29 protein-coding genes are annotated in these 24,960 nt (G+C 40.7%); 3 read left to right on the plus strand and 26 right to left on the minus strand.

Annotation, left to right across the window (positions count from 1 at the left end; genetic code table 11):
* Positions 1-13: 13 nt before the first annotated feature.
* The 5 genes from PGR14_RS04600 to PGR14_RS04620 form a co-directional block, all read right to left on the minus strand.
* Entirely contained in the window at positions 14-520 is a 507-nt protein-coding gene (locus PGR14_RS04600; RefSeq protein WP_055248021.1) for a hypothetical protein, read from the minus strand.
* A 21-nt stretch (positions 521-541) separates the two neighbouring features.
* Positions 542-1,369, minus strand: a complete 828-nt coding sequence (locus PGR14_RS04605) for a class C sortase (protein WP_270223066.1) — start codon at positions 1,367-1,369, stop codon at positions 542-544.
* Complete coding sequence (locus tag PGR14_RS04610; RefSeq protein ID WP_270223067.1) at positions 1,366-2,874, minus strand: SpaA isopeptide-forming pilin-related protein; 1,509 nt, start codon at positions 2,872-2,874, stop codon at positions 1,366-1,368. Before PGR14_RS04610 ends, PGR14_RS04605 begins: the two co-directional genes overlap by 4 nt.
* Positions 2,875-3,149: 275 nt before the next feature.
* Positions 3,150-3,602 carry an AfsR/SARP family transcriptional regulator gene (locus tag PGR14_RS04615; protein ID WP_055155495.1) on the minus strand — a complete coding sequence of 151 codons (453 nt, stop codon included), beginning with the start codon at positions 3,600-3,602 and terminating at the stop codon, positions 3,150-3,152.
* Between the two features lie 122 nt (positions 3,603-3,724).
* A complete protein-coding gene (locus PGR14_RS04620; RefSeq protein WP_008368677.1) occupies positions 3,725-4,219 on the minus strand; it encodes an NUDIX hydrolase in 495 nt (164 codons plus the stop codon).
* Between the two features lie 485 nt (positions 4,220-4,704).
* On the opposite strand from PGR14_RS04620, the gene PGR14_RS04625 reads away from it, so the two are divergent.
* Positions 4,705-7,578 carry an HD domain-containing phosphohydrolase gene (locus PGR14_RS04625; protein ID WP_270223068.1) on the plus strand — a complete coding sequence of 958 codons (2,874 nt, stop codon included), beginning with the start codon at positions 4,705-4,707 and terminating at the stop codon, positions 7,576-7,578.
* On the opposite strand, the gene PGR14_RS16380 is transcribed toward PGR14_RS04625, so the two are convergent.
* Positions 7,553-7,738: a MerR family transcriptional regulator gene (locus PGR14_RS16380; RefSeq protein WP_055155497.1), complete on the minus strand. Its 186-nt coding sequence runs from the start codon at positions 7,736-7,738 to the stop codon at positions 7,553-7,555. The genes PGR14_RS04625 and PGR14_RS16380 overlap by 26 nt on opposite strands.
* Before the next feature lie 54 nt (positions 7,739-7,792).
* Positions 7,793-8,962, minus strand: coding sequence for an iron-containing alcohol dehydrogenase (locus tag PGR14_RS04635; RefSeq protein ID WP_270223069.1), 1,170 nt, complete (start codon positions 8,960-8,962; stop codon positions 7,793-7,795).
* Positions 8,963-9,293: 331 nt separating this feature from the next.
* Here PGR14_RS04635 and thrH point away from each other — a divergent pair, with 331 nt between their 5' ends.
* On the plus strand, positions 9,294-9,896 hold the full coding sequence (gene thrH, locus PGR14_RS04640) for a bifunctional phosphoserine phosphatase/homoserine phosphotransferase ThrH (RefSeq protein WP_008368697.1): 603 nt from the start codon (positions 9,294-9,296) through the stop codon (positions 9,894-9,896).
* Positions 9,897-10,028: 132 nt separating this feature from the next.
* Here the strand turns inward: thrH and PGR14_RS04645 are convergent, their stop codons facing one another.
* The 6 genes from PGR14_RS04645 to PGR14_RS04670 form a co-directional block, all read right to left on the minus strand.
* On the minus strand, positions 10,029-11,720 hold the full coding sequence (locus PGR14_RS04645) for an acyl-CoA dehydratase activase (RefSeq protein WP_270223070.1): 1,692 nt from the start codon (positions 11,718-11,720) through the stop codon (positions 10,029-10,031).
* Positions 11,701-13,026, minus strand: coding sequence for a 2-hydroxyacyl-CoA dehydratase subunit D (locus PGR14_RS04650; protein WP_270223071.1), 1,326 nt, complete (start codon positions 13,024-13,026; stop codon positions 11,701-11,703). Before PGR14_RS04650 ends, PGR14_RS04645 begins: the two co-directional genes overlap by 20 nt.
* Positions 13,027-13,143: 117 nt before the next feature.
* Positions 13,144-13,509 (minus strand): DUF3368 domain-containing protein, encoded by a 366-nt coding sequence (locus tag PGR14_RS04655; protein WP_270223072.1) that lies wholly within the window; start codon positions 13,507-13,509, stop codon positions 13,144-13,146.
* On the minus strand, positions 13,506-13,796 hold the full coding sequence (locus PGR14_RS04660; protein WP_008368707.1) for a hypothetical protein: 291 nt from the start codon (positions 13,794-13,796) through the stop codon (positions 13,506-13,508). Before PGR14_RS04660 ends, PGR14_RS04655 begins: the two co-directional genes overlap by 4 nt.
* A 293-nt stretch (positions 13,797-14,089) precedes the next feature.
* Positions 14,090-14,353, minus strand: coding sequence for a hypothetical protein (locus PGR14_RS04665; RefSeq protein WP_008368709.1), 264 nt, complete (start codon positions 14,351-14,353; stop codon positions 14,090-14,092).
* Complete coding sequence (locus tag PGR14_RS04670) at positions 14,350-14,610, minus strand: hypothetical protein (protein WP_270223073.1); 261 nt, start codon at positions 14,608-14,610, stop codon at positions 14,350-14,352. Before PGR14_RS04670 ends, PGR14_RS04665 begins: the two co-directional genes overlap by 4 nt.
* A gap of 127 nt (positions 14,611-14,737) precedes the next feature.
* Between PGR14_RS04670 and PGR14_RS04675 the strand changes: the two genes are divergently transcribed.
* Entirely contained in the window at positions 14,738-15,097 is a 360-nt protein-coding gene (locus PGR14_RS04675; RefSeq protein WP_008368713.1) for a helix-turn-helix domain-containing protein, read from the plus strand.
* A 231-nt stretch (positions 15,098-15,328) separates the two neighbouring features.
* Here PGR14_RS04675 and PGR14_RS04680 read toward each other — a convergent pair whose 3' ends face one another.
* The 13 genes from PGR14_RS04680 to PGR14_RS04740 form a co-directional block, all read right to left on the minus strand.
* Entirely contained in the window at positions 15,329-16,249 is a 921-nt protein-coding gene (locus tag PGR14_RS04680; protein ID WP_270223074.1) for an SseB family protein, read from the minus strand.
* A gap of 129 nt (positions 16,250-16,378) precedes the next feature.
* Entirely contained in the window at positions 16,379-17,998 is a 1,620-nt protein-coding gene (locus PGR14_RS04685) for an OmpA family protein (protein WP_270223075.1), read from the minus strand.
* Positions 17,999-18,021: 23 nt separating this feature from the next.
* Positions 18,022-18,807, minus strand: coding sequence for a hypothetical protein (locus PGR14_RS04690; protein WP_270223076.1), 786 nt, complete (start codon positions 18,805-18,807; stop codon positions 18,022-18,024).
* Positions 18,808-18,868: 61 nt separating this feature from the next.
* Complete coding sequence (locus PGR14_RS04695; RefSeq protein WP_055155506.1) at positions 18,869-20,218, minus strand: serine/threonine-protein kinase; 1,350 nt, start codon at positions 20,216-20,218, stop codon at positions 18,869-18,871.
* Between the two features lie 17 nt (positions 20,219-20,235).
* Positions 20,236-20,925, minus strand: coding sequence for a PP2C family protein-serine/threonine phosphatase (locus PGR14_RS04700; protein ID WP_172676438.1), 690 nt, complete (start codon positions 20,923-20,925; stop codon positions 20,236-20,238).
* A 124-nt stretch (positions 20,926-21,049) separates the two neighbouring features.
* Complete coding sequence (locus tag PGR14_RS04705; protein ID WP_008368726.1) at positions 21,050-21,340, minus strand: DUF4176 domain-containing protein; 291 nt, start codon at positions 21,338-21,340, stop codon at positions 21,050-21,052.
* A 19-nt stretch (positions 21,341-21,359) separates the two neighbouring features.
* Positions 21,360-22,496 (minus strand): WXG100 family type VII secretion target, encoded by a 1,137-nt coding sequence (locus tag PGR14_RS04710; RefSeq protein WP_055260365.1) that lies wholly within the window; start codon positions 22,494-22,496, stop codon positions 21,360-21,362.
* Between the two features lie 16 nt (positions 22,497-22,512).
* Positions 22,513-22,950, minus strand: coding sequence for a hypothetical protein (locus PGR14_RS04715; protein WP_044998517.1), 438 nt, complete (start codon positions 22,948-22,950; stop codon positions 22,513-22,515).
* A gap of 11 nt (positions 22,951-22,961) precedes the next feature.
* A complete protein-coding gene (locus tag PGR14_RS04720; protein WP_008368735.1) occupies positions 22,962-23,255 on the minus strand; it encodes a WXG100 family type VII secretion target in 294 nt (97 codons plus the stop codon).
* Between the two features lie 16 nt (positions 23,256-23,271).
* Positions 23,272-23,592 carry a hypothetical protein gene (locus tag PGR14_RS04725; protein WP_008368736.1) on the minus strand — a complete coding sequence of 107 codons (321 nt, stop codon included), beginning with the start codon at positions 23,590-23,592 and terminating at the stop codon, positions 23,272-23,274.
* Positions 23,593-23,596: 4 nt separating this feature from the next.
* Complete coding sequence (locus PGR14_RS04730; RefSeq protein ID WP_055247993.1) at positions 23,597-24,232, minus strand: hypothetical protein; 636 nt, start codon at positions 24,230-24,232, stop codon at positions 23,597-23,599.
* Between the two features lie 71 nt (positions 24,233-24,303).
* Positions 24,304-24,591, minus strand: a complete 288-nt coding sequence (locus PGR14_RS04735; RefSeq protein WP_044998562.1) for a WXG100 family type VII secretion target — start codon at positions 24,589-24,591, stop codon at positions 24,304-24,306.
* Between the two features lie 111 nt (positions 24,592-24,702).
* Positions 24,703-24,960, minus strand: a complete 258-nt coding sequence (locus tag PGR14_RS04740; RefSeq protein WP_055155510.1) for an EsaB/YukD family protein — start codon at positions 24,958-24,960, stop codon at positions 24,703-24,705.

Raw genomic sequence — 24,960 nt, forward strand, 5'->3', positions numbered from 1 at the left:
TTTGCAATATTCATCAACAGCTTCTCTCCGCCATCCAGTTTCTTCTTGTCCCCCGCCTCTCTGTAAATCCTACAATATCTTTCAGCAGAATAATCAGTTCAAATCCGCTCCGGTACGGATAATCCCTTCCCCAGATGTGGACAATTCCCTGAAACGAGGCAAACTCTCTTCCCATCACCTTTAACCAGAAGATTGCTGCGTGCCCCGATTTTTTCATCTGTTCCATGTCCGGCACGTTCCCAGTCTCCAGATAACGTCTTCTTTTCTGGCATCGTCTGACCTGCGCTTTTCTCAGAAGCACACCATTCTGCTCGCAAGTTTCATCCAGATACAGCAAAAGCCCGTCAAATCCTGTGAAATTGATCTGTGCATCCTCTCTTTTGGCATCCTTCCAGTACAGAATATTTCCAGACGGAATCCTCCCTTTTTCCCAGTACATCCGGATAAAGAAAAGCTCCCCGATATGTCTGTTATCATCCAGCGACCGGTCTTCTGTTTTTTCAGCAAATACTGTCTGCATTTTTATCCCCCTCATTTATATTTATCCTCTTCTTTTTTTCTTCCTTTTCCAGCACAAGATCATGCCTGCCACGAATACATTAAGACCGATTGCAGCATACCATCTCCGATACGTCTTCTCGCCTGTCCGGATCGGCTCCGCTCTCTCCGTCACCTCACAGCGTACGCCCCGCACCAGAAGCCGTTTGGTATTGATACCGTAAGGCGTACATGTCAGTAATGTGCAGTAATCCTTCTCCTTATCCAGGGCAAGCAGTCCCGTTTCCTCCGGTTCTACAATATCGATCCGATCGATTTGATAGAAAATCGTCTGCCGGAGCACTGTAATTGTAAAATAGTCTCCCACCTTCAGCTTGTCCAGATCCGAGAAAAGTTTCGCCCCCGGCAGTCCTCTGTGGGAAGAAAGCACCGCATGTGTTCCCTTTCCGCCTATCGGGAAACTGCTTCCTTCCACATGTCCTGCGCCATTGCAGATTGCAAAATCACCCGTTCCATGATAAATCGGAAGTTTCACCCGGATTTCCGGAATTTCCAGATATCCCATCACACCGTCAGATGTCATATTCAAAAGTGCTCCATAACTATCAGCATTTTTGTCATTCGGCACTGGGTTATTCTGTTCCAGAAGCATCACATTATACGCTCTTGTCTGTGCGATCATTTCCTCTTCCTTCCTGGCATCCAGCTTCTCCACTGACCTTTCATATCCATCTACCACCCTGCTTTGCCGACCGGCATTCCAGATCTTTCCGACTTTTGGATAGAGCATGACCGCGATTCCCACAAAAAGGATTCCTGTCCATATAAAAAAGAAAAGTCTTCCCCTTCGTTCCGGCTTATTCACTATCATACAATTCGTTTTCGTCTTTTTGTATTCAACAGGACAACTCCTGCAACAATTGCAATCAGTACTCCACTGACCGTAAAGAGCATTTCACCTGTTCCACCTGTCCCCGGAAGAAGTTTTCCTGATTTATTTACAACAACTTTTACCTTTGCTGCAAAATCTTCATTTGTATAAGTTACCTTTGTCCCAGTCTCGCTTTCTGTAACATTTCCGTTTTCATCAAGATATGTGCTGGCGTCCGTTCTTGTCGCCCTGATCTTTTCGGCACTTACCAGAAATGACTCCGTCAGCTTGTTATATCCTTCTGGTGCTTTTGTTTCTGTAACTCTGTAATCACCCATCTTCAGACCTTTGATCACCACAGCTCCATCACTTCCGGCTTTCACCTTTCCGGTTCCGGTCTGTCCGCCTTTTACAGTATACACACCGCTTTCTTCTTCTGCCTGAACCGGGAACGGCACTTCAAATTCCACTCCGGTAAGTGCCTCTCCTTTTTCATTGACCTTCTGGATCACAACCGCATAGGTATCTGTTGTTGTAGAATCCTCTATCGAGCTTTTTCCCTGTTCCTCTGTCGTATAATTCCATGAAAATCTGGCACTGTTCTTATTTCCTTCACCGTCGATCACTGCTTTATCGTTTAACGCAGCCGTATAATCAATGGTAATTTTTGTCCCGGTATCATAAAGATTTTTCCAGCCATTTTCTCCTTCATCCGCTGCCCAAGGGATCGTAACCGGGAAAGTTGTATTTTCAAACTGTTCCAGCGGTTCTTCTTCAATCATCACAGATGTGATCTTTGCTGCATCAAATCCGGTCGGAAGAGTATCTTCAATGATGAATTCCTTGATCTGCTTGTCTGCAACATAATTCGAGGTGTTGATCTGTAAACGGAAATGAACCGTTTCACCGATACTGACATTATTTTCCTTTACCTGTTTACCATCGTCAAGTACAATACTTTTCCCTCCGGCATTCCCGTCATTCCCCGGAGTCCACTGCGGCTCCTTACTGTTTTTGTCCACGATCTGCGCATCTTTTGCAACACTCGTTACCATGATCATACCGCCATCTTTTAAAGTGCTGGTGACATAATAGTAGCCGTATGGAAGACCGGTAAATTTTAATATAGAGCCATCGGAAGTTTCACTGCATACTTCCTTTCCATTTTCTTTTATCCAGGCAATTGCCCCTTCAGAAAGTTGCTCTTTAGATCCAGCTTCATATGCATCCTCAGTCGCAGTTATATTTCCTGCTGAATCCTTTTTAAAATAAGGATTTTCAGAAATATCTTTTTTTGTATATGCCACCGAAGTCCCTTCCGCATTCACTTTTGCATCAAATATCTTATAAATTGTATAATGAATCCCTTTTGATGCATTCTCAATCGTAATACTGCCATTACCTCCTGCCCCCGATACACTTTCCTGTGCAAATGCCGTCATCGACATCCCCACGATCGTTACTGCCATTACCAAAACGGATAACAGCCGTCTCAATTGTCTCATTCTTTTTCCTCTCTTTCTTTTTATTTTCGGATCCTTTCCTCATTTTACACATCCATACAACCGTTTTCCGTTTCTTTTCCGTCCAAAAACCGTTTCTTTTTCATCCTTTTTTCGTTTCTTTTACAAAATCTTTTGAACCATTCATTTTTTATTCCTTTTACAGCAGACATTCACAATCAAAAAACTGTACAAAGAATGTGTAGTCCAATAAAATCTCTTCAAAAAAATCGGGAGGCTGTCTGATAACAGTCTCCCGATTTTTGCTATATTTCCCATTATTCTTTTTGATTCAACAACGTTCCCAAAGTGTTTTCCGCCCAGCTGTAATTCGTCATATACACTCCTTTGAACAGCTTTTTATGTTTTTCTTCATCCTCCAGGTAGTCATACAGATCACACTCCACATGCTCTGTGCGGATACGGCTCTCCTGATTTACCCGGTGCAGGACTCTTTCGATTCCGTATGCATTTAACGTTCTCCGAAGTTCTTTTACCACTTTGCGGAATTTATCTTTTATTCTTTTTTCTGTACATTCATCCTCCCATAAATAACTGATCGCATCCCCCGTCGTCACAAATCCTCCTCTTCTGTCAACCAGAAGTGCCAACAGTTCTTTGGCTTTCTTACATGAAAAAGGAATCGTTTCCCCATCCACAAAAATATCAAAATAACCGAATGTGCGGATTACAATCCTTTTCCCTTCCATCTTTGTCAACTCACTGTACATTCTCTTTTCCCCCTTCATTTAATGAGAATCTTTATCATCATACACTATCCAAATGAGCAGACTCAACATTCCATGCCAAAACATTACTTTCGTAACTTTTTCACACTATTCGACATTCCACTTTAACACTCTCTTCTTCTGAAATCTTTCATCTCTTTTCCATCTAACGCTGCATATTCCAGAACATCATCTGTGTTATATACAAGCTTTAATGAGAAAAACGGCTGCTCATTTTCGAGGAGTTCAAAAAAGATCCGATCCCCTTCCCACAATTCCAGTTCTCCGATCTTAGACTTTTCTACCCATTCCAGTTCTCCTTCATCACACGCAATCGGCGTTCCTGTAAAACCATCTGCCGTATAAAGCGACATATATTCTACTACATCTTCGCCATATACAAAGGTTACAATCCCACGATATCTCCAAGATGTCAGCGTGTATCCTGTCTCTTCCCATACCTCACGAAGAAGACATTCCTCCGGACTTTCCCCTTTTTCAAAATGACCGCCTACTCCGATCCACTTGTCTTTATTGATATCATTTTCTTTGACAGTCCGGTGAAGCATCAGATATTTTCCATCCTGTTCAATATAACAAAGTGTGCTTAATTTTACCATTTTACGTTCCCTTTCATATACAAAATATTTTGATGTTTGGGTCAAAAGGTATTTTGACCCCTTCGATACCAGATCGCTACGTGCTTTGCACTCTCGCAATCTTCAAAAACTTTCGTAATCCGCTCATTTTTCTTTAAACAATGGCTACTTACTCATATTTTTGGCGGGTCAAGAGGTCAAAACACCTCTTGCGAGCAAGCTTGCATCGGCTTTCTGACCTTTTGACCCTGGTATCAATATTTTATGAAAATTATAATCTATCTTCTGGTATTTCTCAACTGCCATGACCTGTCTTTTTCCACCATTCCTCCTTCTCTTTAATTGCAAATATTGTCCGCAAATAGTATAATGATGTTTAAGGATTGTAGGAATTGCGTAGCAATGGAGCAATCCGGTTACATCAGTAAGTGGCAAAATTCACTTTTGACACTCACATCGTATAATATCTTCAAATAGACCAAAATTGTAGATAAGGAGTCTCTGTTTTGACAAAAGAAAACTATAAAATAAGCAAAATCCAGATCGGATTTTACTATCTTCTGATGTTCCTGATACTTATCTGGTTTCTGGTAATACAATTCACAGGAATTAACAATCACAATGCCAAAATCCAATCCAGCGACATCACATATCGTGGTACTTTTACCTGGATTCACTCCGATGGAAGCAAAGAACAGATTGCCGTCCCCGGACATTACAATGTTCCTGCAAAAGAGACTATGGTCATTACCACAACACTTCCTGAAAATTATACACAAAGTTCACTTGCTATACGTTCCTCTCTGCAGGATATCCGTTTCTATATTGACGGAGTGCTTCGCACTGAATACTCAACCAAAGACCATCGACTGACTGGGAAAAATTCTGCCAGCTGTTATGTTTTCTGTCCTACTTCAGCAGCAGATGCAGGAAAAGAACTCCGTATTGAGCTGACTACCAATACCTCTAACTATTCCGGTGTAGTCAATGAGATCTATTTCGGAGACAAGAGTGATATCTGGGAATATATTTTTGAATCTTACGGGCTTGAGACTATTATTGCTTTCTTTATCTTGTTCGCCGGTATCATTACCATCCTTTTCAGTATCGCACTCGGAATTGTCTATGACAGAAAATTCGATATGGAATATCTTGGATGGTGCATGACCATGGGAGCTACATGGATGCTCGGCGAATCCAAGCTCAGACAGCTTATAGTTCCGAATCCATCTGCACTGGGGACTTTATGCTTTGTGATGATCATGCTCGTTCCGATCCCGGTACTTTTTTATGCAGATCTCATTCAGCAGGGGCGTTATAAAAAGCCTTACTTTTACCTCGGCTGTGCGGCATTTGGTAACTTTTTGATCTGTCTGGTTCTTCATCTGACTGGCACTGCTGATTTTATTGAAACTCTGCCGGGCGCCCACGTGATTCTTGCAGTCACCTTCTTTCTGGTTTTCCTGACTTTCTGTCTGGATATGCGAAAGAAAGAATACCGGAAAAACAAATTGGTGCTGATTGGCCTGATCATTGCAATGCTTGCCATCGCCATCGAATCCATTTCTACATATTTTGTAGTTTTGATTTCCGGTCTTTTTATTGGTGTCAGCATGTTGATCCTTCTTTTCATTAACATTATCCGTACAATAAAGAATGTGCATACCATTGAAATGCATCGTCAAAAAGAGGAGCTTTTGAAACGTAAACGGCAGATGGAAAAAATTTCCTTACAGATGATGCAGACTCTCTCTACAACCATCGAGGTCAAGGACGAATACACCAGAGGGCACTCCCATCGTGTTGCGGAATACTCTGCACTGATTGCGCAGGAAATGGGTTGGAATCGCTCTGAAATCGTCAATCTCCGACATGCCGCTCATCTGCATGATATCGGAAAAGTCGGCATCCCTGATATTATTTTAAACAAGCCATCCAGACTGACAAACGAAGAGTACGCTGTTATTAAGGAACATACGGTTATTGGTGCTGAGATTTTGAAAAATGTTTCGCTCATCAATCATGTAACCGAAGTTGCCCGATCTCATCATGAACGTTATGATGGCCATGGTTATCCGGACGGTCTAAAAGGTGAAGAAATTCCGATCCATGCGCGAATCGTTGCTGTTGCTGACAGCTATGACGCAATGAATTCCCGCCGTATTTACCGTAATTCTCTTCCAAAAGAAACAATTTATGAAGAAATACGCAAAAACAGAGGAACTCAGTTCGATCCGGAAATCGCAGATATTTTTCTCAGACTGATGGATGAGAATCGTCTGACGATCACAGATACTTATCTGGAAATTGATGACGAGCCAGCTCTTCCTGGCATGGAATTTGAAATCAGCAACTTCATTTCCAATGTTATGAATACGATGAAGAGCCAGGAGGAAGTAGAAAATTTTGATCTTCTTACCGGACTCCCTATGCGAAATACCGGTCAGAAAATGATTGCACAGCTGATGCAGGAGCACAATGGCTGTCTGATCTTTATGGATATGGATAATCTGAAAAAGATAAATGATATCTACGGTCATAAAGCCGGAGACCGTGCACTGAAAGCACTTGGAGCTCTCCTCTCCGAGCATATCGGAAATTCGGTTGGCTGCAGGCTTGGTGGCGATGAATTCCTTCTTTTTGTACCGGATGCCGGTAAAAATGAAATAGCCGAGCTTATGGAAACCCTGTTTTCCCGCTTTGATTCCGAGAAGAAAAAAGATCTTGAGATCCGTGTTGCATCCATTTCTGCCGGACTTTGCATGTGTACCAAGGGAGATTCCTTTGACGAGTGTTCTTCCAAAGCAGATAAAGCACTCTATTATGTCAAGCAAAACGGAAAACACAACTTCTTTTTCTATCAGCAGATGGGCAATACCGTATTCCCGGTTTCCAGCGTGGCAAAGGATCTTTCCCTTGTGGCAAAAGTACTTCGCAACAGCGGAAACTATTCCGGAGCACTTAATCTTAATTACCGTGAATTTTCTAAGATTTATGAGTACATCAACCAGCTTGGAGAACGACATAAATACCATTGTTTCCTGGTCATGGTCACAATGGAAACCGCTCCGGATTCTATGATGTATATCGAAAATATTGAACAGGCACTGGAATACATGGAGGAAGCGATCCGTCACAAGATCCGTAGGATTGACGTGTGTACACGGTATAGTGCCCTGCAGTACCTGATCATTTTATTTGAATCAGATGAAAGTCAGATTCCAAAAGTTATGGACCGTATTTTCATTCAGTATTATAAACTGTACGATAAACGGGATTTCATTCCGAAGTATGAATATCTTCCGGTGAATGAACACTCGGAGGAAACAAATCCTCAAAACACTTCAGATCACCTTAACCAAGATATCCATCCAGTATAGAAATTTTACTACCTGAGACAAGAGATCCCTGTACCCTTTCCGGCACAGGGATCTCTTTAATCTCTTTCAGTTCCATTCCAAGCTCTTTCATATACTGAATCATGTCCAGACAGGCATTCTGCTTGATGTCATAATAGCGGTAGTGCGTCTGTTCATCCACATAGCACGGCTTCTGAAGCCCCAGTGAATCAATATCACCTTTTAGCTATTGTCCTTAGAAGCACTCCAGAAATATTTCCAGAATCTCCTCATGTGTCATCTTCTTATAACTTCCATCCACCAGATAACAAGAATCCGCAATTTCTTTCAGATCCTCTTTTTTCTCCACGCCTACTTCCCGAAGTGTTGTCGGAAGTCCGATCTCTCTGATAAAATTAGCCAATGCCTCTACGCCAGCTTCAGCCATCTCTTCATCGGTACGTCCATTTCTCGGAATTTTCCATACATTTTCCGCAAATCGGGTAAATTTCTTTGCGCCTGCCTGACAGATATGCCGATAATAAACCGGATGCAGCACAGCAAGTCCACATCCATGACTGCAGTTGGTATAAGCACTGATCTGATGCTCCATCTGATGGCATTCAAAATCACATTTTTTGCCGAGCTTGATGATCCGGTTCTCCGCCATGGTAGACAGCCACATCAGATTACTTCTTGCTGTATAATCCTCCGGATTTACCAATGCCGCACGAAGACTTGTTATCACGCCGCGCATCAGAACTTCCGAAATATCATCTGATACGTTATCCTCATCCGGCTCACTGAAATAAGTCTCCATAACGTGAGACAGGATATCAAAGCTTCCTGCCACCATCTGTTTTGTCGGAACAGTATAAGTGTAAGTCGGATCCATTAATGCAAATTCCGGATTGCATTTCGGATAATCCCGGTCTGTCTTGATCATGACCTCTTCATTGGTAATAACTGCTCCCCCGTTGCACTCGCTGCCTGTTCCGGACGCTGTTACGATCACGCCAAGTGGCATCGGTTCAAAATCCACAACACCCTTCTTCGCCCAGTACTCATCCCACACATCTTTCTCGCTGACCGCTGCCATGGAAATTGCCTTGCTACAGTCCATAACCGAACCACCGCCGACTGCAAGGATCCAGTCCACCTGTTTTTCCTTTACCAGCTTTGTGCCTTCAAGCACCTTCTTATAAGTCGGATTTTCCATGATCCCCGGAAATTCAATGATCGTTTTCCCGGCTTTTTCAAGTGCCGCTATGACTTCCTCATAAACTCCATTTTTCTTGATCGAGCCGCCGCCATAGGCAAGCAGAACCTTATCCCCATGCACCGCAGCGATTTTCGGCAAATACTCGCCGACACATCCTTTCCCGAAATATACTTTCGTTTTATTTTCAAAAATAAAGTTATTCATCCTTTTTCTCCTTTATGCAATTTGAGCAAAATATGTTTCGGCAGATTTTCTTTTTTCAATGATTCATTCCGAAACATCCCTCTTTTGTCACAGATACTTATATTATAGTCCCTGAAAAAATTTATCGTCAATATCTTTCCGGTTCGCACACATTCCAAAATGGAACCCGCAATTTTCCCGACTGACTTCTTTACATGGTTTTCCATACCATCATGTAGTTTATACAGGTTTCTCTTCCACAATTTTTAATCAATTACAAAAAAGAATGCAAAATAAACAGATATATGGTATGATAGAAAGCAAAAAACAGAAAGTACAGGAGGGTTAACATATGTATATTACTTGTCTGGATGTCGAAGGAGTACTTGTACCGGAAATCTGGGTTGCATTTGCAGAAGCAAGTGGAATTCCGGAACTGAAAAGAACCACAAGAGATGAACCTGATTATAACAAACTGATGCGTTGGAGACTGGATACTTTAAAAGCGCATGGTCTCGGGATCAAAGAAATTCAGGAAACAATTTCCAAGATTGATCCACTTCCGGGCGCAAAAGACTTTCTGGATGAGCTACGTTCCTTCACCCAGGTAATCCTTCTTAGTGATACCTTCACCGAATTTGCAATGCCGCTCATGGAAAAGCTTGGTCATCCGACGCTTTTCTGCAACAGTCTGGAAATTGCAGAAAACGGCGAGATCACAGACTTCAAGATGCGTGTGGAAAATTCCAAACTAACAACCGTAAAGGCACTGCAATCCATCGGATTTGAAACGATTGCAAGTGGGGATTCTTACAACGATCTGGGTATGATCCAGGCAAGTAAGGCAGGATTTTTATTCCGTTCAACAGACAAGATCAAAGCGGATTATCCGCAGATCCCGGCATATGAAACCTATGAAGAGCTGCTTGGCGCAATTAAAGATGCAATGAAATAAAAGATAATTGCATATTGCATGGCGATATGCGTAAAAAACCTTACCGGTTTTCAATTTTTACGTCTGAAAATTGGTAAGGTTTCTCTTTTTTATGCAATATAAAATAATGTCCGGTGATTACAAACACAGCCTCTACACACTGCACTTCTCATATGCAAACAATGCAGCTCCAAGTGCACCACAAAGCTGTGCCTCGTCGCAAATATACAATTTCGCATCCAGCTTTTCTTCCAGTGCTTTGATGATTCCAGGATTCTTTGCCACTCCGCCTGTCATCATATATTCTCCCGGATTCTTTTTCCCAAGACGTGCCGCCAGTGCTCCTACTTTCGAAGCAACCGACACATTCAGACCATGGATGATATCTGCCACATCTTTATTCTGAGCCACAAGTGATACCACCTCTGACTCAGCGAACACCGTACACATACTGGAAATCACAATATTTTCCTTCCATTCCAATCCTTTTGTACTCATCTCTTCAAGAGAAAGTCCCAAAGTCCGTGCCATCATTTCCAGAAACCTTCCGGTTCCTGCCGCACATTTGTCATTCATCAGGAAATTCTTTACTGCGCCATTTTCATCGATGCTGATTGCCTTGATATCCTGTCCGCCGATATCGATCACCGTCCGCACATTCGGGTTCAGGTAATGCGCACCTTTGGCATGACAGGTGATCTCTGTAATACTGTCATCCCCGCTTTCAATATAAGCACGTCCATATCCCGTCGTGACAATTCTAACGATTTCTTCTTCCTTAATTCCTGCCTTCTCTACAGCAAGATCCAGACTTTTCTCCGCACTCATCATCGCTCCGCCGCCTGTCGGAATGATCATCGTAGATTTAATTTTTCCGTCCTGATCCAGAATCACAACGTCTGTACTTGTAGAGCCACTGTCGATCCCTGCTACATAATATATTCCTGACTCCATCTTTTTTCTTGCCTCCTCACTGATTCCTTTTCCCGGATCCATGTCTTCCGATCCTTCAATCGTTTCTGCAAATGCCTGGATTCTCGTCAGTAACTGTCCAGCGCTCTGACTTGTAAAATCCGTCTCGATTTTCAGAAGCGGTACTTTGATATTCTTTTTAATGCTCGCATATTCAAATCCATAATAATCACAGAATTTGATCGTATGATAAATAATTCCCTTCAGGTTTGGATCCAGATACAGCTGATTTCTCCGAGTGTTGTTATTCATTCGGAAACATGGGATCTGGCAAAGCAGGGCATCCGCATAAGCCAGAAACATTTTTTCTTCATCCATCTGTCTCATCTGCTCCGGAACAACTGCAAGCTGTCTTCCGCCGGTGCAGGTAAGATTGTCCACGTCCATCTGAATATTATCCCGGATCATTTTTTCAAGAATACCCGTTACACGCACACCCAGCAGACCAATGTATGGCTTCATTTCTGTCTCATTTTCTGTAAATGAATTTAAAAATGCTTCCTTATCAAATGTTTTTCCGGAAAATTTTTCGTATGCTTTTTTCAGGCGCATGATTGCCTGTGCATACTTTACCTTCTCACATTCATTATCCTCATGCGGAAGATCCAGCATATATAAAAAATTGCATTTTCCGGTGCTCTCTACAATATCATAAACTCTCCGCGCAGAATCACAGCAGTTCACAAGTACAAGCTGCTTGACCTTTCCTTCCAGAACTGCCTGAATCACAGATTTCCCAAAGCCGCACAGATTTGCGTGTGCAATCTGATCCGACATTTCAAAGTTCTCCGGCATTTCCTCCAGTACGGCACACTCTTCTCCAAATGCATTCAATAACTCTACCGGCGTATATTTACAGACATAATGTATCATCTGACCCAGCCCCCTTTCCGTGATTTGCGGCATATTTTTCTGCTTTATTTACCTTCAGCATCTCCATATAAGCCTGAAGTCTTGTAGAAATCTGTCCATCACTGCTGTTTGCCGGATTACATCCATCTCCATCAAGGATCATGGTCGGGATCCCTGCTTCCTCAAGCGATTCTTTGATCAGGCTGGAAGCTCCGATCGTACCTTTGCATCCCCAATGTGTAAAAAGGATTCCTCCATCCACATTTGTCTGTGCCGCAAGCTCTTTTGCCTTCTGGATTCTCTGCCTGACGCTTCCATTGTAAATGCAGTTCACCATCTTTTCTGCCATGGACTCATACGGATCTTCATAATATGTCTTCTGAAATCCGTCTGCCACAAAGTCACAGGCACTGATATGAATCTGGTTACTGTAATTGAAAATATCCTTTACCGGTTCCTGCAAAAATGGCATCATATGCATCCAGAGAATATGCAGACCTTCGCTCTTCGGTGCCTTTTTCACATCTTCCAGAAGCAATTTCGTGTACTTGACTGCCTCCTGCGAACCCGCCATGAGGTGGCACATGAAAATCGCGTACAGCTCATTGGTCAGGCTCGTGACCGGATCATGTTCTTTGCGCAGTGCCAGCTGTTCATGATAATATGCGGCTGCCTGGTTGCTGTTATTGACCGCCTGCCGTACTGCCTCTTCGGAAATTTTCTTTCCAGTAACATCTTCTAAAAATGCTTTCAACTCCCGGAGCTGATCTGCCACATATTTTACAGAATCTTCGTTCTTGTCATATGGTACATCTATAAAAAATCCCGGAAGCATATTTTTCTGCTTCAGATACGGGAAGGTCATCATATTGCTGTCACATGCTAGATTTGTGTAGATCATACATTTTGGCTTTGGCACAAGTCCGGATAGTGTCGCTCCAAGGAAAACTCTGTGATAGGAGCACATCGTTTCCGGAAATCCCTCTTCTTCTGTTTTTCTCAAAAATGTCTGCTCACATCTTGTTCCCGCGATAAAGCAGGACATTGCTTCTACCGAATACGGAGTCAGCCCTGCCGCCGTCAAAAGCTCTCCCGGAACAAAGATGCTGACCATCGCTGAATTTTCAGGCTTTGAAAGTGTCTGGATGATATTTTTCATAACAATTCTTGCTACATACTGTCCCGACTTGGGCAGCTTTTTATCTGAAAAAAAGAGCAGTCGTTTCTCCTGAAGTCGGTATCCTGTAAGAAGAAGCCTGCGCGCCTTCCCGGGATCCTCCAGAGACATACTGCTCACTGCGTTACCAAATTTTTGTATAATGTCCATTATAGAATTCCTCTCTGTTTTGCCTTTACGTGCTGTCTGATATATTATAGCAGTTGTGTCGGGAAAGTAAAGAGGAATCTATTGACTTCAACGGAATGTAATACTATCTACTGGCTTTCATTTTCCAATTGTTTCCATTATACTAAGTCCCATTTGAGCAGATACATTTCTCCCCCTTGCCTCATCCATCAACAAGATATCTGCTTTCAATTCGTCTGTCAAAACAATTGCCTCACTCTCGCCTTGATCAAGTCCAGTTGCTTTTTTTAAGATATTAACGGATTCTGGAACATTTACTCGCTTCACAAAAATGAATTCCTTTTGACAAATTTGATCTGCTTCCACTTGAAAACGCTTATCACTTGTCAATTCATCAAATACTGCCTGTGGAATCAATACTTCTCCAAATAATTCTTTCAGCAAATCCACACGCTTGATTTTAAGAAGCGATATAAGTGGTGTTGTATCTGATACAACAATCATACAGAAACCTCCTTCTCCTTCATCCGCCTGAAAGTATCCAGTTCATCATCCAGTTCATCCATTGTCATATCAAAATAAGAATAACCCAGCTTATCATATAAATCTATCAACTCTGATTTTCTTATACCAAGAATTTCCGCTGCGCGCCCATGCGAAATTGTTTGATTCAAGATATATGGGTACAACAATAACGCATTTCTAGTAAGCTCAGCTTCTGGATTCAACGTCACCAAATATTTTGCCATTCCTGTTGGAACATTAATAGTTACAGATTCCTTTTTTACCATAATGTCACATCCTTTTATACTATCTTATTTACTTCTTTGTTTTCACAAAGTTTCGGGAAAATTTCTCTTCTTTTTTTATATTATAGCCAGTATTTTTCTTCTCTACAACTAAATTTTAAACCTCCACAATTTGATTTTTCTAGCATCCAGAAAACCAGCTGTGTCTTGGGATTCTGGAAAACAGAACCCACAAGTTCATATTTCAAGGTTTAATTTTCTTTATTGATTGCTACGTAAATTACTTTTTTCAAGATATAATAGCTGCTCTTCTATCTCTTACTCAAATTTAATAGCTATAATGCATGTGTTTTTACAATGTAAACATATCCTGTCACATCACCATTTCCCATGACTGCTACTGGATTTTTCTTTGTAGCATGCTCAATATAATCTTCACCATAATCATCAATAAATTCTTTTATTATTTCTTCGCTTCTTTCTTTAGCCTTCGCAAAAGAAGAAAAAAGTTCTAATGATAACATCTCAGGATCCTCATCTTCAGGAAACAATATCATATTTACAACACCGTATATTTCACGCATTTTATTCATCATCATTCACACTCCTCGTACTGTTCACATAAACTCAAAACATTTCTAATATTTTCCATATTATCATCCCAATATTTTTCTGCTACTCCTGGTGGCACACCATTAAGCAACTCTAATCGAAATTTGGCTAAATTATAGCCTTCTCTCATACCGTCATAGTATATTTCTTTAATAATATTTCCAAGTTTGGCATCTCCGTAGCACCGCATCGTTTTACTAAATTTCTTACTGTCAATCTGTTTTCCAATCTCTTCTTTTCCCATTCTTCGCCCCCCCCAATATACCATTGGTATATTTTATATTAACCATATACTAATGGTATTGTCAAGTTATTTATGATAAAATATAAATATCATTATTCCAACAATAACAGGAGTATTAGTAAACGTAATGGATATTTTAGATAAAGAACGATTAAAAGAATGTAGACTAAAACTGGGAATAACCAAACAAGAAGCTGCTAAAAGGGTACAAATTTCTCAGCCCGCATATCTGCGATATGAAGCAGGCTCACGTAATCCTTCTATACAAACTATTGCTAAAATGGCTGAAGTTTTTTCAACATCTACAGATTACCTCGTTGGGAAATCTGCTGATCCGACTCCAAATAGAATAGTAGTTGTGCAAAATGAATCCCCTTCTCTGTTTTTTCTCATCGAAACATGCAAAAACCTAAACGCATCTCAATTAACACGACTTACAGATTATGCAAAAGCATTATCAAATGCCGCTCCAGATAGTGAAAAATAGGTTTATAAATATAATGCAAGAAGTATACAAACTGACTTATTTTACAAATACTAATTCAAAATAGGTCTTACTAAATTGAACCATTTCATTCAGTAAGACCTATTTTTTCATATGGGTATTTGTTGTTCTTATTTCAAATATTCCGCAAAAATCACTTCCAAATTTCAGAAGTAAAAAACCTTACCGATCTTCAGTTTTTTACTTCTGAATATCAGTAAGGTTTCTTTGCAACTATCTCGTATACATAGTTTCTTCTTCTTCGTCATCGCCACCAGGATTTATCGTGCCGAGCTGATTCCAGTCCAAAATAACAGAATCAGTAAACGCATTGATGACAAGACCTGTTAATGCATATTGTGATCTCTTTGCCATATCCATCACATCAGAAAAGCGTAACTCTCTTTGAGAAAATTTCTTTCCATATTCTTTCATTTCCGCTCTACTTGTAAACACTGGAAGATAATATCTTTCTCCATTTTTCAGAATATCCAGCTGATTTTTTTCACTAATGTATGGAACCCATACTTTGCTGTTCTTCAAAGTCTCTATCATATCATTTTCTGCAGACCAGCTTTTTTCTTTTTTATAAATGTTCAGTGTTTCCTCCAGACTTTTAGGGCTGTCAGCTGATACAAAATCATTATTTTTTTCCGCCTGCTGCCAGGTGCTTCCATTATTAGCAGTTTCGGATGTGTGAATTTCTGTATATGTGTTGTTCTGTGTTGTTCCGGCTGTACTATTCCCAGTATGTTTTAACTGATTGCTTCCACCTGATATTTCCTGATACTGTTTCCATTTTTTATCAATCCGGATCGCACCGGCTAAAGCAAGTAAAAAGGCTATAGCCCCAGTACCTATCGTCCCGCCTAATACAAGTACCAGAACTATATAGACCAATTCTGTTATAGCAAGAATATACGCCATTTTTGTTGTTTTCTTTTTTATCAGGAGTATTCCCATAACAATATCAAAAATCATAAACAGCATATTAAGCTTTACTGCCCATAGCTGGTTTACCTCCTCAAGGCTTCCTCCAGCCCGAAGTACGCTTTGACATACCTTTCCATACTCTGAACAAATCAATACCCCTGATCCAATAGATACCACACCAGCCCAGGTAAAAAAAGAACGTATCTTTTTAAAATTAGGCAAAGCTGTAAATTCTTCCTTTGTAAGTCCCTTCGGAAGTGTATTAAGATCAATTTTTTCCGCCATTATTATCTTCTCCTTATGTGTCTGCTCTTATTTCCTATTATATTATTTTATGTTTGATTTTTTTCACTACTCTGTCTTCAGGACATATCTGACTTCTACACGTCTTGATGCTGCAGCGTCTTCTTTTCCTTCTCCATCCAGAATCAGATTATTTGCTCCATTACCGACAACCTCGATAGCATTCGTAAGTTCCGGATAACCTGCTTTAATATAATCTGCAACAGTCTTTGCTCTTTCCTCAGAGAGTTTTAAATTGTAAGCCTCGTCTCCTGCTGAATCGGTATACCCCTCCACCACGATTGTCGATACTTTTCCATCTTCTATCGCACTGGATATTACCGGTACATAGGCTGCAAGGAATTGATCCAGATAAGCTTTTCCCTCTTCTGACAAATCTGCCTTATCCCAGGCAAAAAGCACATTATTATCCATCTGTACTGTTCCCGTCGACTCGTCTATCTTCGTAGAATCAAGTCCCTGCTCTTTGAAGGCTCCCATGAGTCCGCTTGAGACTGCTGTCTGGTTTTCTTTTAACTCTCCCAGCTCATCTTCACTCATACTGCTCACATCAGCATCTGTCTCTAAATTATCACTTAATTCACCATTCCAATATGCAGTGAAATCATAAACATAAGGATACCATTTTCCATCAACACAGATGGACAAGCCTCCATCCATTCCTCCATTTGGTCGGTTAGTAATCAGGAAAATCCCTGTGATTTTTCCACCTTCTCCTTCCTCCGATTCTCCAAGATCATAATCGTAACGATAGGTGCTGTCCCAGGTAAGAGTAAACTGATTGCCATCAATCTGTGTTTTTACATTCTCACCTGTTCTTCCATCTGCCCACTCAATATAAGAATCATCACCGTCTTCCGTGTTCAAAGACAAATGAACTATCCCATCATATCCGGAACTAGAATTTTTGGCATATCCCCATTCATAAAGTCCTTCATTCTTTTTTTCTGCATAAAGTATATCCGCAGATCTAAGTCTTGTACTTTTTCCGTCCTTAGACAAAATTAAATCCAAACCGTCGAAGCCATAAGAGTATTCAACCCAATCCTTGCGATCTTGTACATGATATCCCAGATTAGTTTCATCCTCATCATCCATAATCAAAGCTTCTAATCCCATATAGAGTTTGTCTCCTACTACTTCGTAGGCAAATGTGAAGAGAGTATTTACCGAATAAGAATATTCTCCATCCTCACTATATTTTTTTCTTTCGACAAAAGAGGCACGAATGTGATTATATTGCCAATATTCATGCAATGCGCCAATCTGCTGGTCTGTCAGACCTTCCTCTTCTTTCAGTTCTTTGTCTGTTTTTCCAGACAGGTCATAAATCAGGAAATCAGTGTCTGCATATATCTGTATCGGAAGAATCTGCACCTCATATTTTTCCGAATCCTCAAGCTGCAGAGTCATATAGTCATAATCATCCGCATGCTCATTCGCATAGGAACCATCTTCATCTTTATAATTTTCTTCATTCCGATAGGTCCCGTAAAGCATATAAGCCTGCGGATCTGATCCTAAATCCACCAGCTCTGCATTTTTAGTTTGCTTACTACCACTACTATTACTACTATTACTGTCACTACTATACTTAATGCCAGCTCCACATGCTGTAAACACCATTGTAGACATCAAAAGGCTAAACAATACACAAAACTTTTTCATACCTTTCTTTTTTCCCCTTCACCTTACTCCGTATATACACTAAAGAACTGATCCGCCTGATCTACTACATTCAGATCTACTCCAATTATATTGACAGCTAACATATACTGTGAATCCTGCTCATTCACCAAAAACACAGTCACACCATAATACGAAACATCATAGTTCTTAAATGTATATTGTGCCGCATAATGTTTCTCACCCAAAAATGTGATTTCTTCCACATTATTTTGAAATTCAGTAACCTGTGCATCTTCTCCCATCAATTTTTTAGCATCCTCCTCAGTCATCACTGAATTTTCCGCTATATTCTTTTCTTCATCCCATTTAGCTGTTTTATCTAAAACCGCTGCATTTTGAATGTTCAATTCAATATATGTATTCCCATCCTCTGCCGAAAAAACTACCGCACTTCCCAACGAAATTAAAGATTTTAAATAATCATAAGTGCCTTCTGAATTAGAAGATTCTACAATGTCCTCATCGTTTAGTGCGACATTGTTTCTATTTTCCAATGTATAAGTATCCGGGAGATTAATTGCAAATCCAAAGGAAGGATTTTCATATCCCTGGGATACATAGCGCCCAATCATATCATCACTTATTTTATCCTTTTCATCGGCAGAATCTGCTTCTGATTCATCACTTTTATCTGCTTCTTTTTTTGCAGATCCCATCAATCCGCTATCTGATTTGGACGATGTATCGTCAGTTGTCATCTTAATTCCACCGCCGCATCCTGTTAATCCAGATAAACACAGACAACCTGCCATAACAAGTGCAAAAATTTTAACTTTTCGATTCCTCATACTCTCTCTTCCTTTCTTTTCCTGTTTCTCTTATGATTGGACAACTTTCCAGCCACTTTAATTAAATATCTTCATTTACAAGAAGTAACAGCCCCGGTATAAGTCCGATCATAGTAGCCGCTATCTTTAATCCGTCGCTGATTGGCTCTCGTCTGTCTATTCTGTTTAGAATTTTCTTTCTGATAGGAATACACCATAACAAAGCAATTCCAAACGTACAGATTCCCATTATAACTGTGCAGATATTTAAAACCTTCTTTATCGTTTTAAGTTCTTGCTCATCCGGATAAGCTCCTTCTAAAACAGCAGGTCCTTCTTCTATATTCCTTTTCTCTTCAGTGACATGTACAGAACTCCACTCATCCTCATCATCTAAATTCTTTCCATTCTCCTTACCATCTTCTGCTGAAATCCATCCTCCCAGCAGCCCGCCTTCATCATCCGGCAGTTTCGGTTTTCCGGGTGGTTCAGGCTTCGGCAGTTCTGGTATACTTCCACCTGATTGTAATACCTCCAACGCCTGGTACATTTCTCTGGCAGAAGAGAATCTGTCTTTTGGTGCATATGCACAAGCTTTCAAAACGATATTCTGTAAATCCCTGCTTCCATATTTAGGTCGTGGCAAAGGATCCCCTTTTTCTCTCCTTGCCTGTGCCAGTTCAATTTCATCATGAGTTGGTAAATGATCCGCATCGATAAACGGACGCTTACGGTTATTCAGCATCCAGTAAAGCACCAGTCCAAGACTGTAAATATCTACCTCTTTTCCGTATTCTTCTCTTTTAATCACTTCCGGCGCCATATAACGCTCTGATCCTACTGTCGTTGCCTGGGTTGTATGATCCATAGTTCTGGCAATTCCGAAATCACCTAATTTATAATCGCCAAATTCCGATACCATAATATTTTCCGGCTTAATATCTCTATGTACGATATTTTTAGAATCACAAAGCATCAGCGCCGAACAGATATCTTTTCCGACTTTTATAACCATTTCCTCAGGAATAATTCCTGCATACTGTTTGATCAATGTAGTCAATGGGGTCAGCAGTTCCATACGGATAAAAACATCCCATCCAATTCCGTCTTTATGCGGTTTTGCTTCAAAATCATCGCAGCTGACAATATTGGTCTGCCCTTTAAATGCCAGCATGATCTGATACTCATCTACGTATCTGTGAAGCATATTTTTATACTTATTTCTTACACTGACAAGATCATATCCATCTGTAAAATCAGCTTCAATGTCTTCTTCATTTTTTGGGAAAGAAATCACCTTTACAGCAGCATCTTCCATGACACCCGCCGAATTCCGCTGTGCCAGATACACACTGCCATAACCGCCTCGTCCCAGCCTTTTTACAATCTTCCATCCCTGCCAGGGCAGAGCTGGATATCTCTCCTCATCCATTTACATCTCCTGTAATTCTATCTGTTTATTTCCAAAACAATTGCTGTAATATTGTCCTTACCGCCTGCATCTAACGCTGCTGTGAGAATTGCATCGACACACTTCGCCGTACTTTGCGTTTGCTGCATCATGGTTTCCAGAAAATCTACCGGCACCATGTCACTCACGCCATCGCTACAGATAAGAAAACGATCTCCCCTTTTCGTCTGCAGGCAATCCATATAGGGAAGTACGCGCACTTCCTCCGGATTCATTCCCATATACTGGGTCAAATAAGGCTTTCGTCCCTGAATACCGTTTTCTTTCATATAGGCTTCGTCTGTCTGATCTTCGGAAATCTGCCGAAGCTTCCCATCTCGCAGGAGAAAACATCTGCTATCCCCCACATTTACAGTCCAAACCTGGTTTCCTGTAAAATAAAGTCCTGCCAAAGTAGATCCCATCATCTCCGCATCCAAACGAAGGGTTTCCTTAAATATCCTGTCATTTACATGCGTACACATTTTTTCCAGATAGCCTTTTTTACCTGCAATATCATCTGCTTCTTCTGCATTCAAGTATTCCTCTGTTGCCTTTGCACCCATATAGGAAGCAATCTCGCCATATTCTCCGCCTCCCATGCCATCAAAAACAGCAAAGAATCTGTCCTTTTTTAGCGGAAAATTTTTCTCTAAAATACTTCCGAGTCCATTGTTACAGCTTGCCATATAGCGTCCCGCAAAGAAAAAATTGTCCTCGTTATTTTTTCTTCGCTTTCCTATATGACAGCTACAGGCAGCGGAGATTCTCATTATGCTCCGATTACGTGCCAAATAAATGTCGCTGATCATACTATGAATCACTTTCTTTCTCAGCATCGTTTTCATCTGTTTCTTCTAATGCAGTTCGAAAAACCTGCATTTCTGCATCTACAAAACCTACGAAAGATACATTTTCGATATCCTCCTGCATAAAGAGAAACATGGTTTCCGAATCGATATAACCCTCCGGATAGGGAATTGCGATATAATCGTAGGTTTTTTCATCTCCCTCCATTTCAACCTCAATGCCAATTGTCATTAACTTCTTTGTTGCACCTTTTAAGGTTACAACGCTTCCATTTGGTAGTAATTGCTTTGCCATTTTATTTTCCTTTCTCGTCCTAACCAACGGCCAGATCTGCTATAGTATTGCCAAGTTTTCCTGCTGACTTTATAGATTTAATCGTACCTGTGACGACGTCATATCCAAAATTAGCTACAGAGTTGGGGTCTATATGAAGTATAGTCTTAATAATTCCATCTTTGCTGAGATATTTAAGATCATTGTCGATAACGTCATCCATGTGAATTTCTCCCCATACCTTTGACGTTTCTGCGGTGCCGCTTGTTATAGTTTGAAGCTTACCAAAAGATTTTCCAAGTTTATCTACACCATTTAAGAAAGAAACAACGTCCAATCCTGTGTAAGCCCAACTGCCCATTTTTTCTCCCAGCTTCTCATCTCCAAAGAGGATTTCTCCTGTCTCTCCACCTTTTTTTACAAGAAAATCCTTTAATGCATTTGTATTACCAACCTTGTTATAGTCACCGGTATAGGTGTATGTTGCATCCATCATGCCATTATAAATATCATTGCAGGCACTTAAAGTAATACAAGCAGCTACAGGAAGTGCTGCACCACCGGAGCCTGCTACCAGAGCTACCGCACCGGCAATTTTGACAACACCTGCACCAACTTTTACAGCAGATTTTCCATATTGAAGTGCCTTATAAACAAATCCTTTTTCATCATAGGATTTTTTTATTTTTGCAACAGTCTTCTTTCCTTTTTTTACAATTGCTTTCGACACTCCTGCCATATCTGCTTTCAAAGAATCCAAAAAACCGTCTTTTTTCTTTTTACTTTTTGCTTTTACTTTTTTAGATTTCTTTTCCCATTTCCTGTAATCCTCTATGACATCAGTCATCCCCTGTACCTGTCCGGAAATAATCCCCTCACCAGCTTCTCCTCCGAACACCTTAAAAAGAGACTGGTCTACCGACTGCATGGTTGTAGCACTGTTTTTCGCTGCTGCCGCCCCACTGGCAAGAAGCTCTGTAATACTTGCAAAGCTTTGCTGGGCGCTGCTTATTTTCCCTGCAAAATTATGTGCTAACAGTTCACTCCAATTATTGTTGGTGTCATTCAGAGTACCCGTAACCTTCGAAAACAGGGATTCATATTCTGCTGTCAGGCTCTGCATTTCACCAGCCTGCGCCAACAGGGTTTCTGGATCTAATATAATTCTGGATGCCATTCTTCTCCTCCTGTCCCTACAATTTCATACTTGCCAGATCGATCACAGAAGAAAGATTGATATCTCCTGCTCCGATTGATTTATTAATTGGCATTACACCCTCCGGGATATTGCTTGTCGTAGTCCCACTTCCGATCGGCTGGATCGTAAGCATGGAGGCAATGATGCTCTCTACGCTGGTAAACATTTCTGATATATTTTTCTCATCTGTCGTAAAATTCTCTGCAACCACCTTCATGACATTTGCAAAATTTCCGGATTTTTCACTGATTTTCAAAATCTCCTGGGCATTTGAACGGGTATAGTCATTGATAGCATCCCTCTCTTTGCAATTCCAGTTGTTATGTTCCGTGATGGATGTCAAAATTCTTGCTGCCTCTTCCACTTCTCCATAAGCATTTGCAATCGTCTGGGCGATTCCCGTAATTGTCTGTGGATTCACATCTATAATCATCTTCTCATCTCCTAGCATCCCCTGATAGAGTACGAACTTTCCTGATCTCTTGACACAAATTTTGTTCTGGTAGATTCCATATAGGATATAAATTCCTGTAAAAGCTCTTTCATCTGCCCTGCTTTTTGAATTCTCTCTGTCATAATATTAATATAAGCCGTGCTTGCCTCTCCCTCCCAGGAAGAAGCAATCTGTGTCATAAGCGTCTGTGTCCGTGCATTCAAAGAATCCAGTTCATTTATATAGGCTCGCATAGATGAAATATTGTTCTGCAATCCATCTGCGTCAATTCTAATATTAGCCATGTTGGATACCTCCACTTTAATTCATGTTTTGCGCTGCTGCCATAATCTCCTTGAGCATTTCATCCTTCGCCTTATAAACAGCAAGCACATGGCGAATATAATTTGTTGTTTCCTCCAAATTACTATCAAGCCTTTGAATCTGGTTAATCAGTTCCTGGGATTTATCATAAATAGCCTGGGCTGTCTCACCTTTTGAATTTGCCCCTTCTGTCTGAGCTGCTCTCAGACTCTGCAATGCATTTTGCAGGATAGACTGTGCCCGCTCGATTTTCCTGATATCCTCTCCGGCTGCGACATCATCAATTGTTATTTTTCCATTTTCATCTTTGTATGCCATTTTCTCAGTCTCCTATCAGAATCTTTTTTGCCTGCTCACAAACGACATTCTTTTCAACCAGGCGAAGTATCGTTTCTTCTTTTTGTTCCGGATCTATCTCATAGAAAGAACCACCTTTTTCTGCATAGAAATAGAGACAGGTATCCTTTCCGATATGAGTACCTTTCAGAATGATGCTCCTTTCTGCCTGGTCAATCGCAATGTATGCTTCTCTTTCCTCTGTATGCACATCTTCCTCCAAAAGAGAATACAGCATCTTTTCTATTCCTTCTTTGTCCTGCGCCCTGACGCGGTACTCCTGTGCATGGCACTCTACAGATGTAATTCTATTCTCCATATGATGAAATTTATAATGTACAGATGCTCCTGACTCTTCCCGTAAAATCAGCTCAGATTCATACATCCCCTGATAAACCGGTTGCAGCATTTCTGTACATGCCGGCTCTACTTCCAGATTGCCTAAGAAATCCTCCTCGGCATATCCCTTCCTTTCAAGACCATCCAGAATTTCCTGCGCTTTTATTTTCCCCCGCTTTCCAATATCCTGCATAGCGGCAATATAATCATAATCCAGATATTTTCCGCCACTTACTTTTCCGATATAATAGATTTCTTCCGGAGATAGTATTAGTTCTTTCATTCTTTTCATCACTCATTTCTGTCTCAGCACATCTTTGTGCGAGGACGTATCCCCGCACAAATTGCCTTTTCTTACTGTCCCATAGATGCAGCAAGTCCCCCGTCAGTTTCTTCCATAGTATTGGCAGCTGTATCCAGCTTCTGTGCAAAGCTTTCCAGAAGTTCTCCAAAAGATGTAAACTGGGCATTGTAGCTTTCGAAATTTGATACAAAAGCTGTTGCAGCCTCACCTTCGAATACGCCACTCATGCTGTTTACAATTGTGCGCATGCTGCTGATACACTGTTCAAAATTAGCCTTTTCAGTGCGGATATTTGTTGCGTTACTTCTCATTTCCTCTGGAGTTACAATAATTTTCATTTGATTTCCACCTTTCCTTAATACATCATTTCTGACTTTTTTATCTTTAAAAACATACATCGTTTTTAAGATCGTTTTATTTCGTAATCTCTTTATTTTAGATACATTCTTCTATCTATATCCCTGTATTTCCAGGATATCTCCGTTCCATACACACTCTTCCGACAAGGAATTCTCTGCGTTTAATCTTCTTCCATTCCTCTGATCCACAAGACTGACCTGTTCCGGGTCAAACGATGCCAAAGGATCCAGTCCTTCCAGAGAATCTGAAATATCCTGCATCAAGTCTTTGATCTTCTGATTTACAGGAAGTTCCAAATCATATTCTTTTTTTTGCTTTATTCTTATTGTGACTATGATTCGATTCAT

It is taken from the genome of Coprococcus sp. AF99-45 (assembly GCF_027663865.1).
In the GTDB taxonomy this organism is placed as follows: Bacteria; Bacillota; Clostridia; order Lachnospirales; family Lachnospiraceae; genus Allocoprococcus; species Allocoprococcus comes.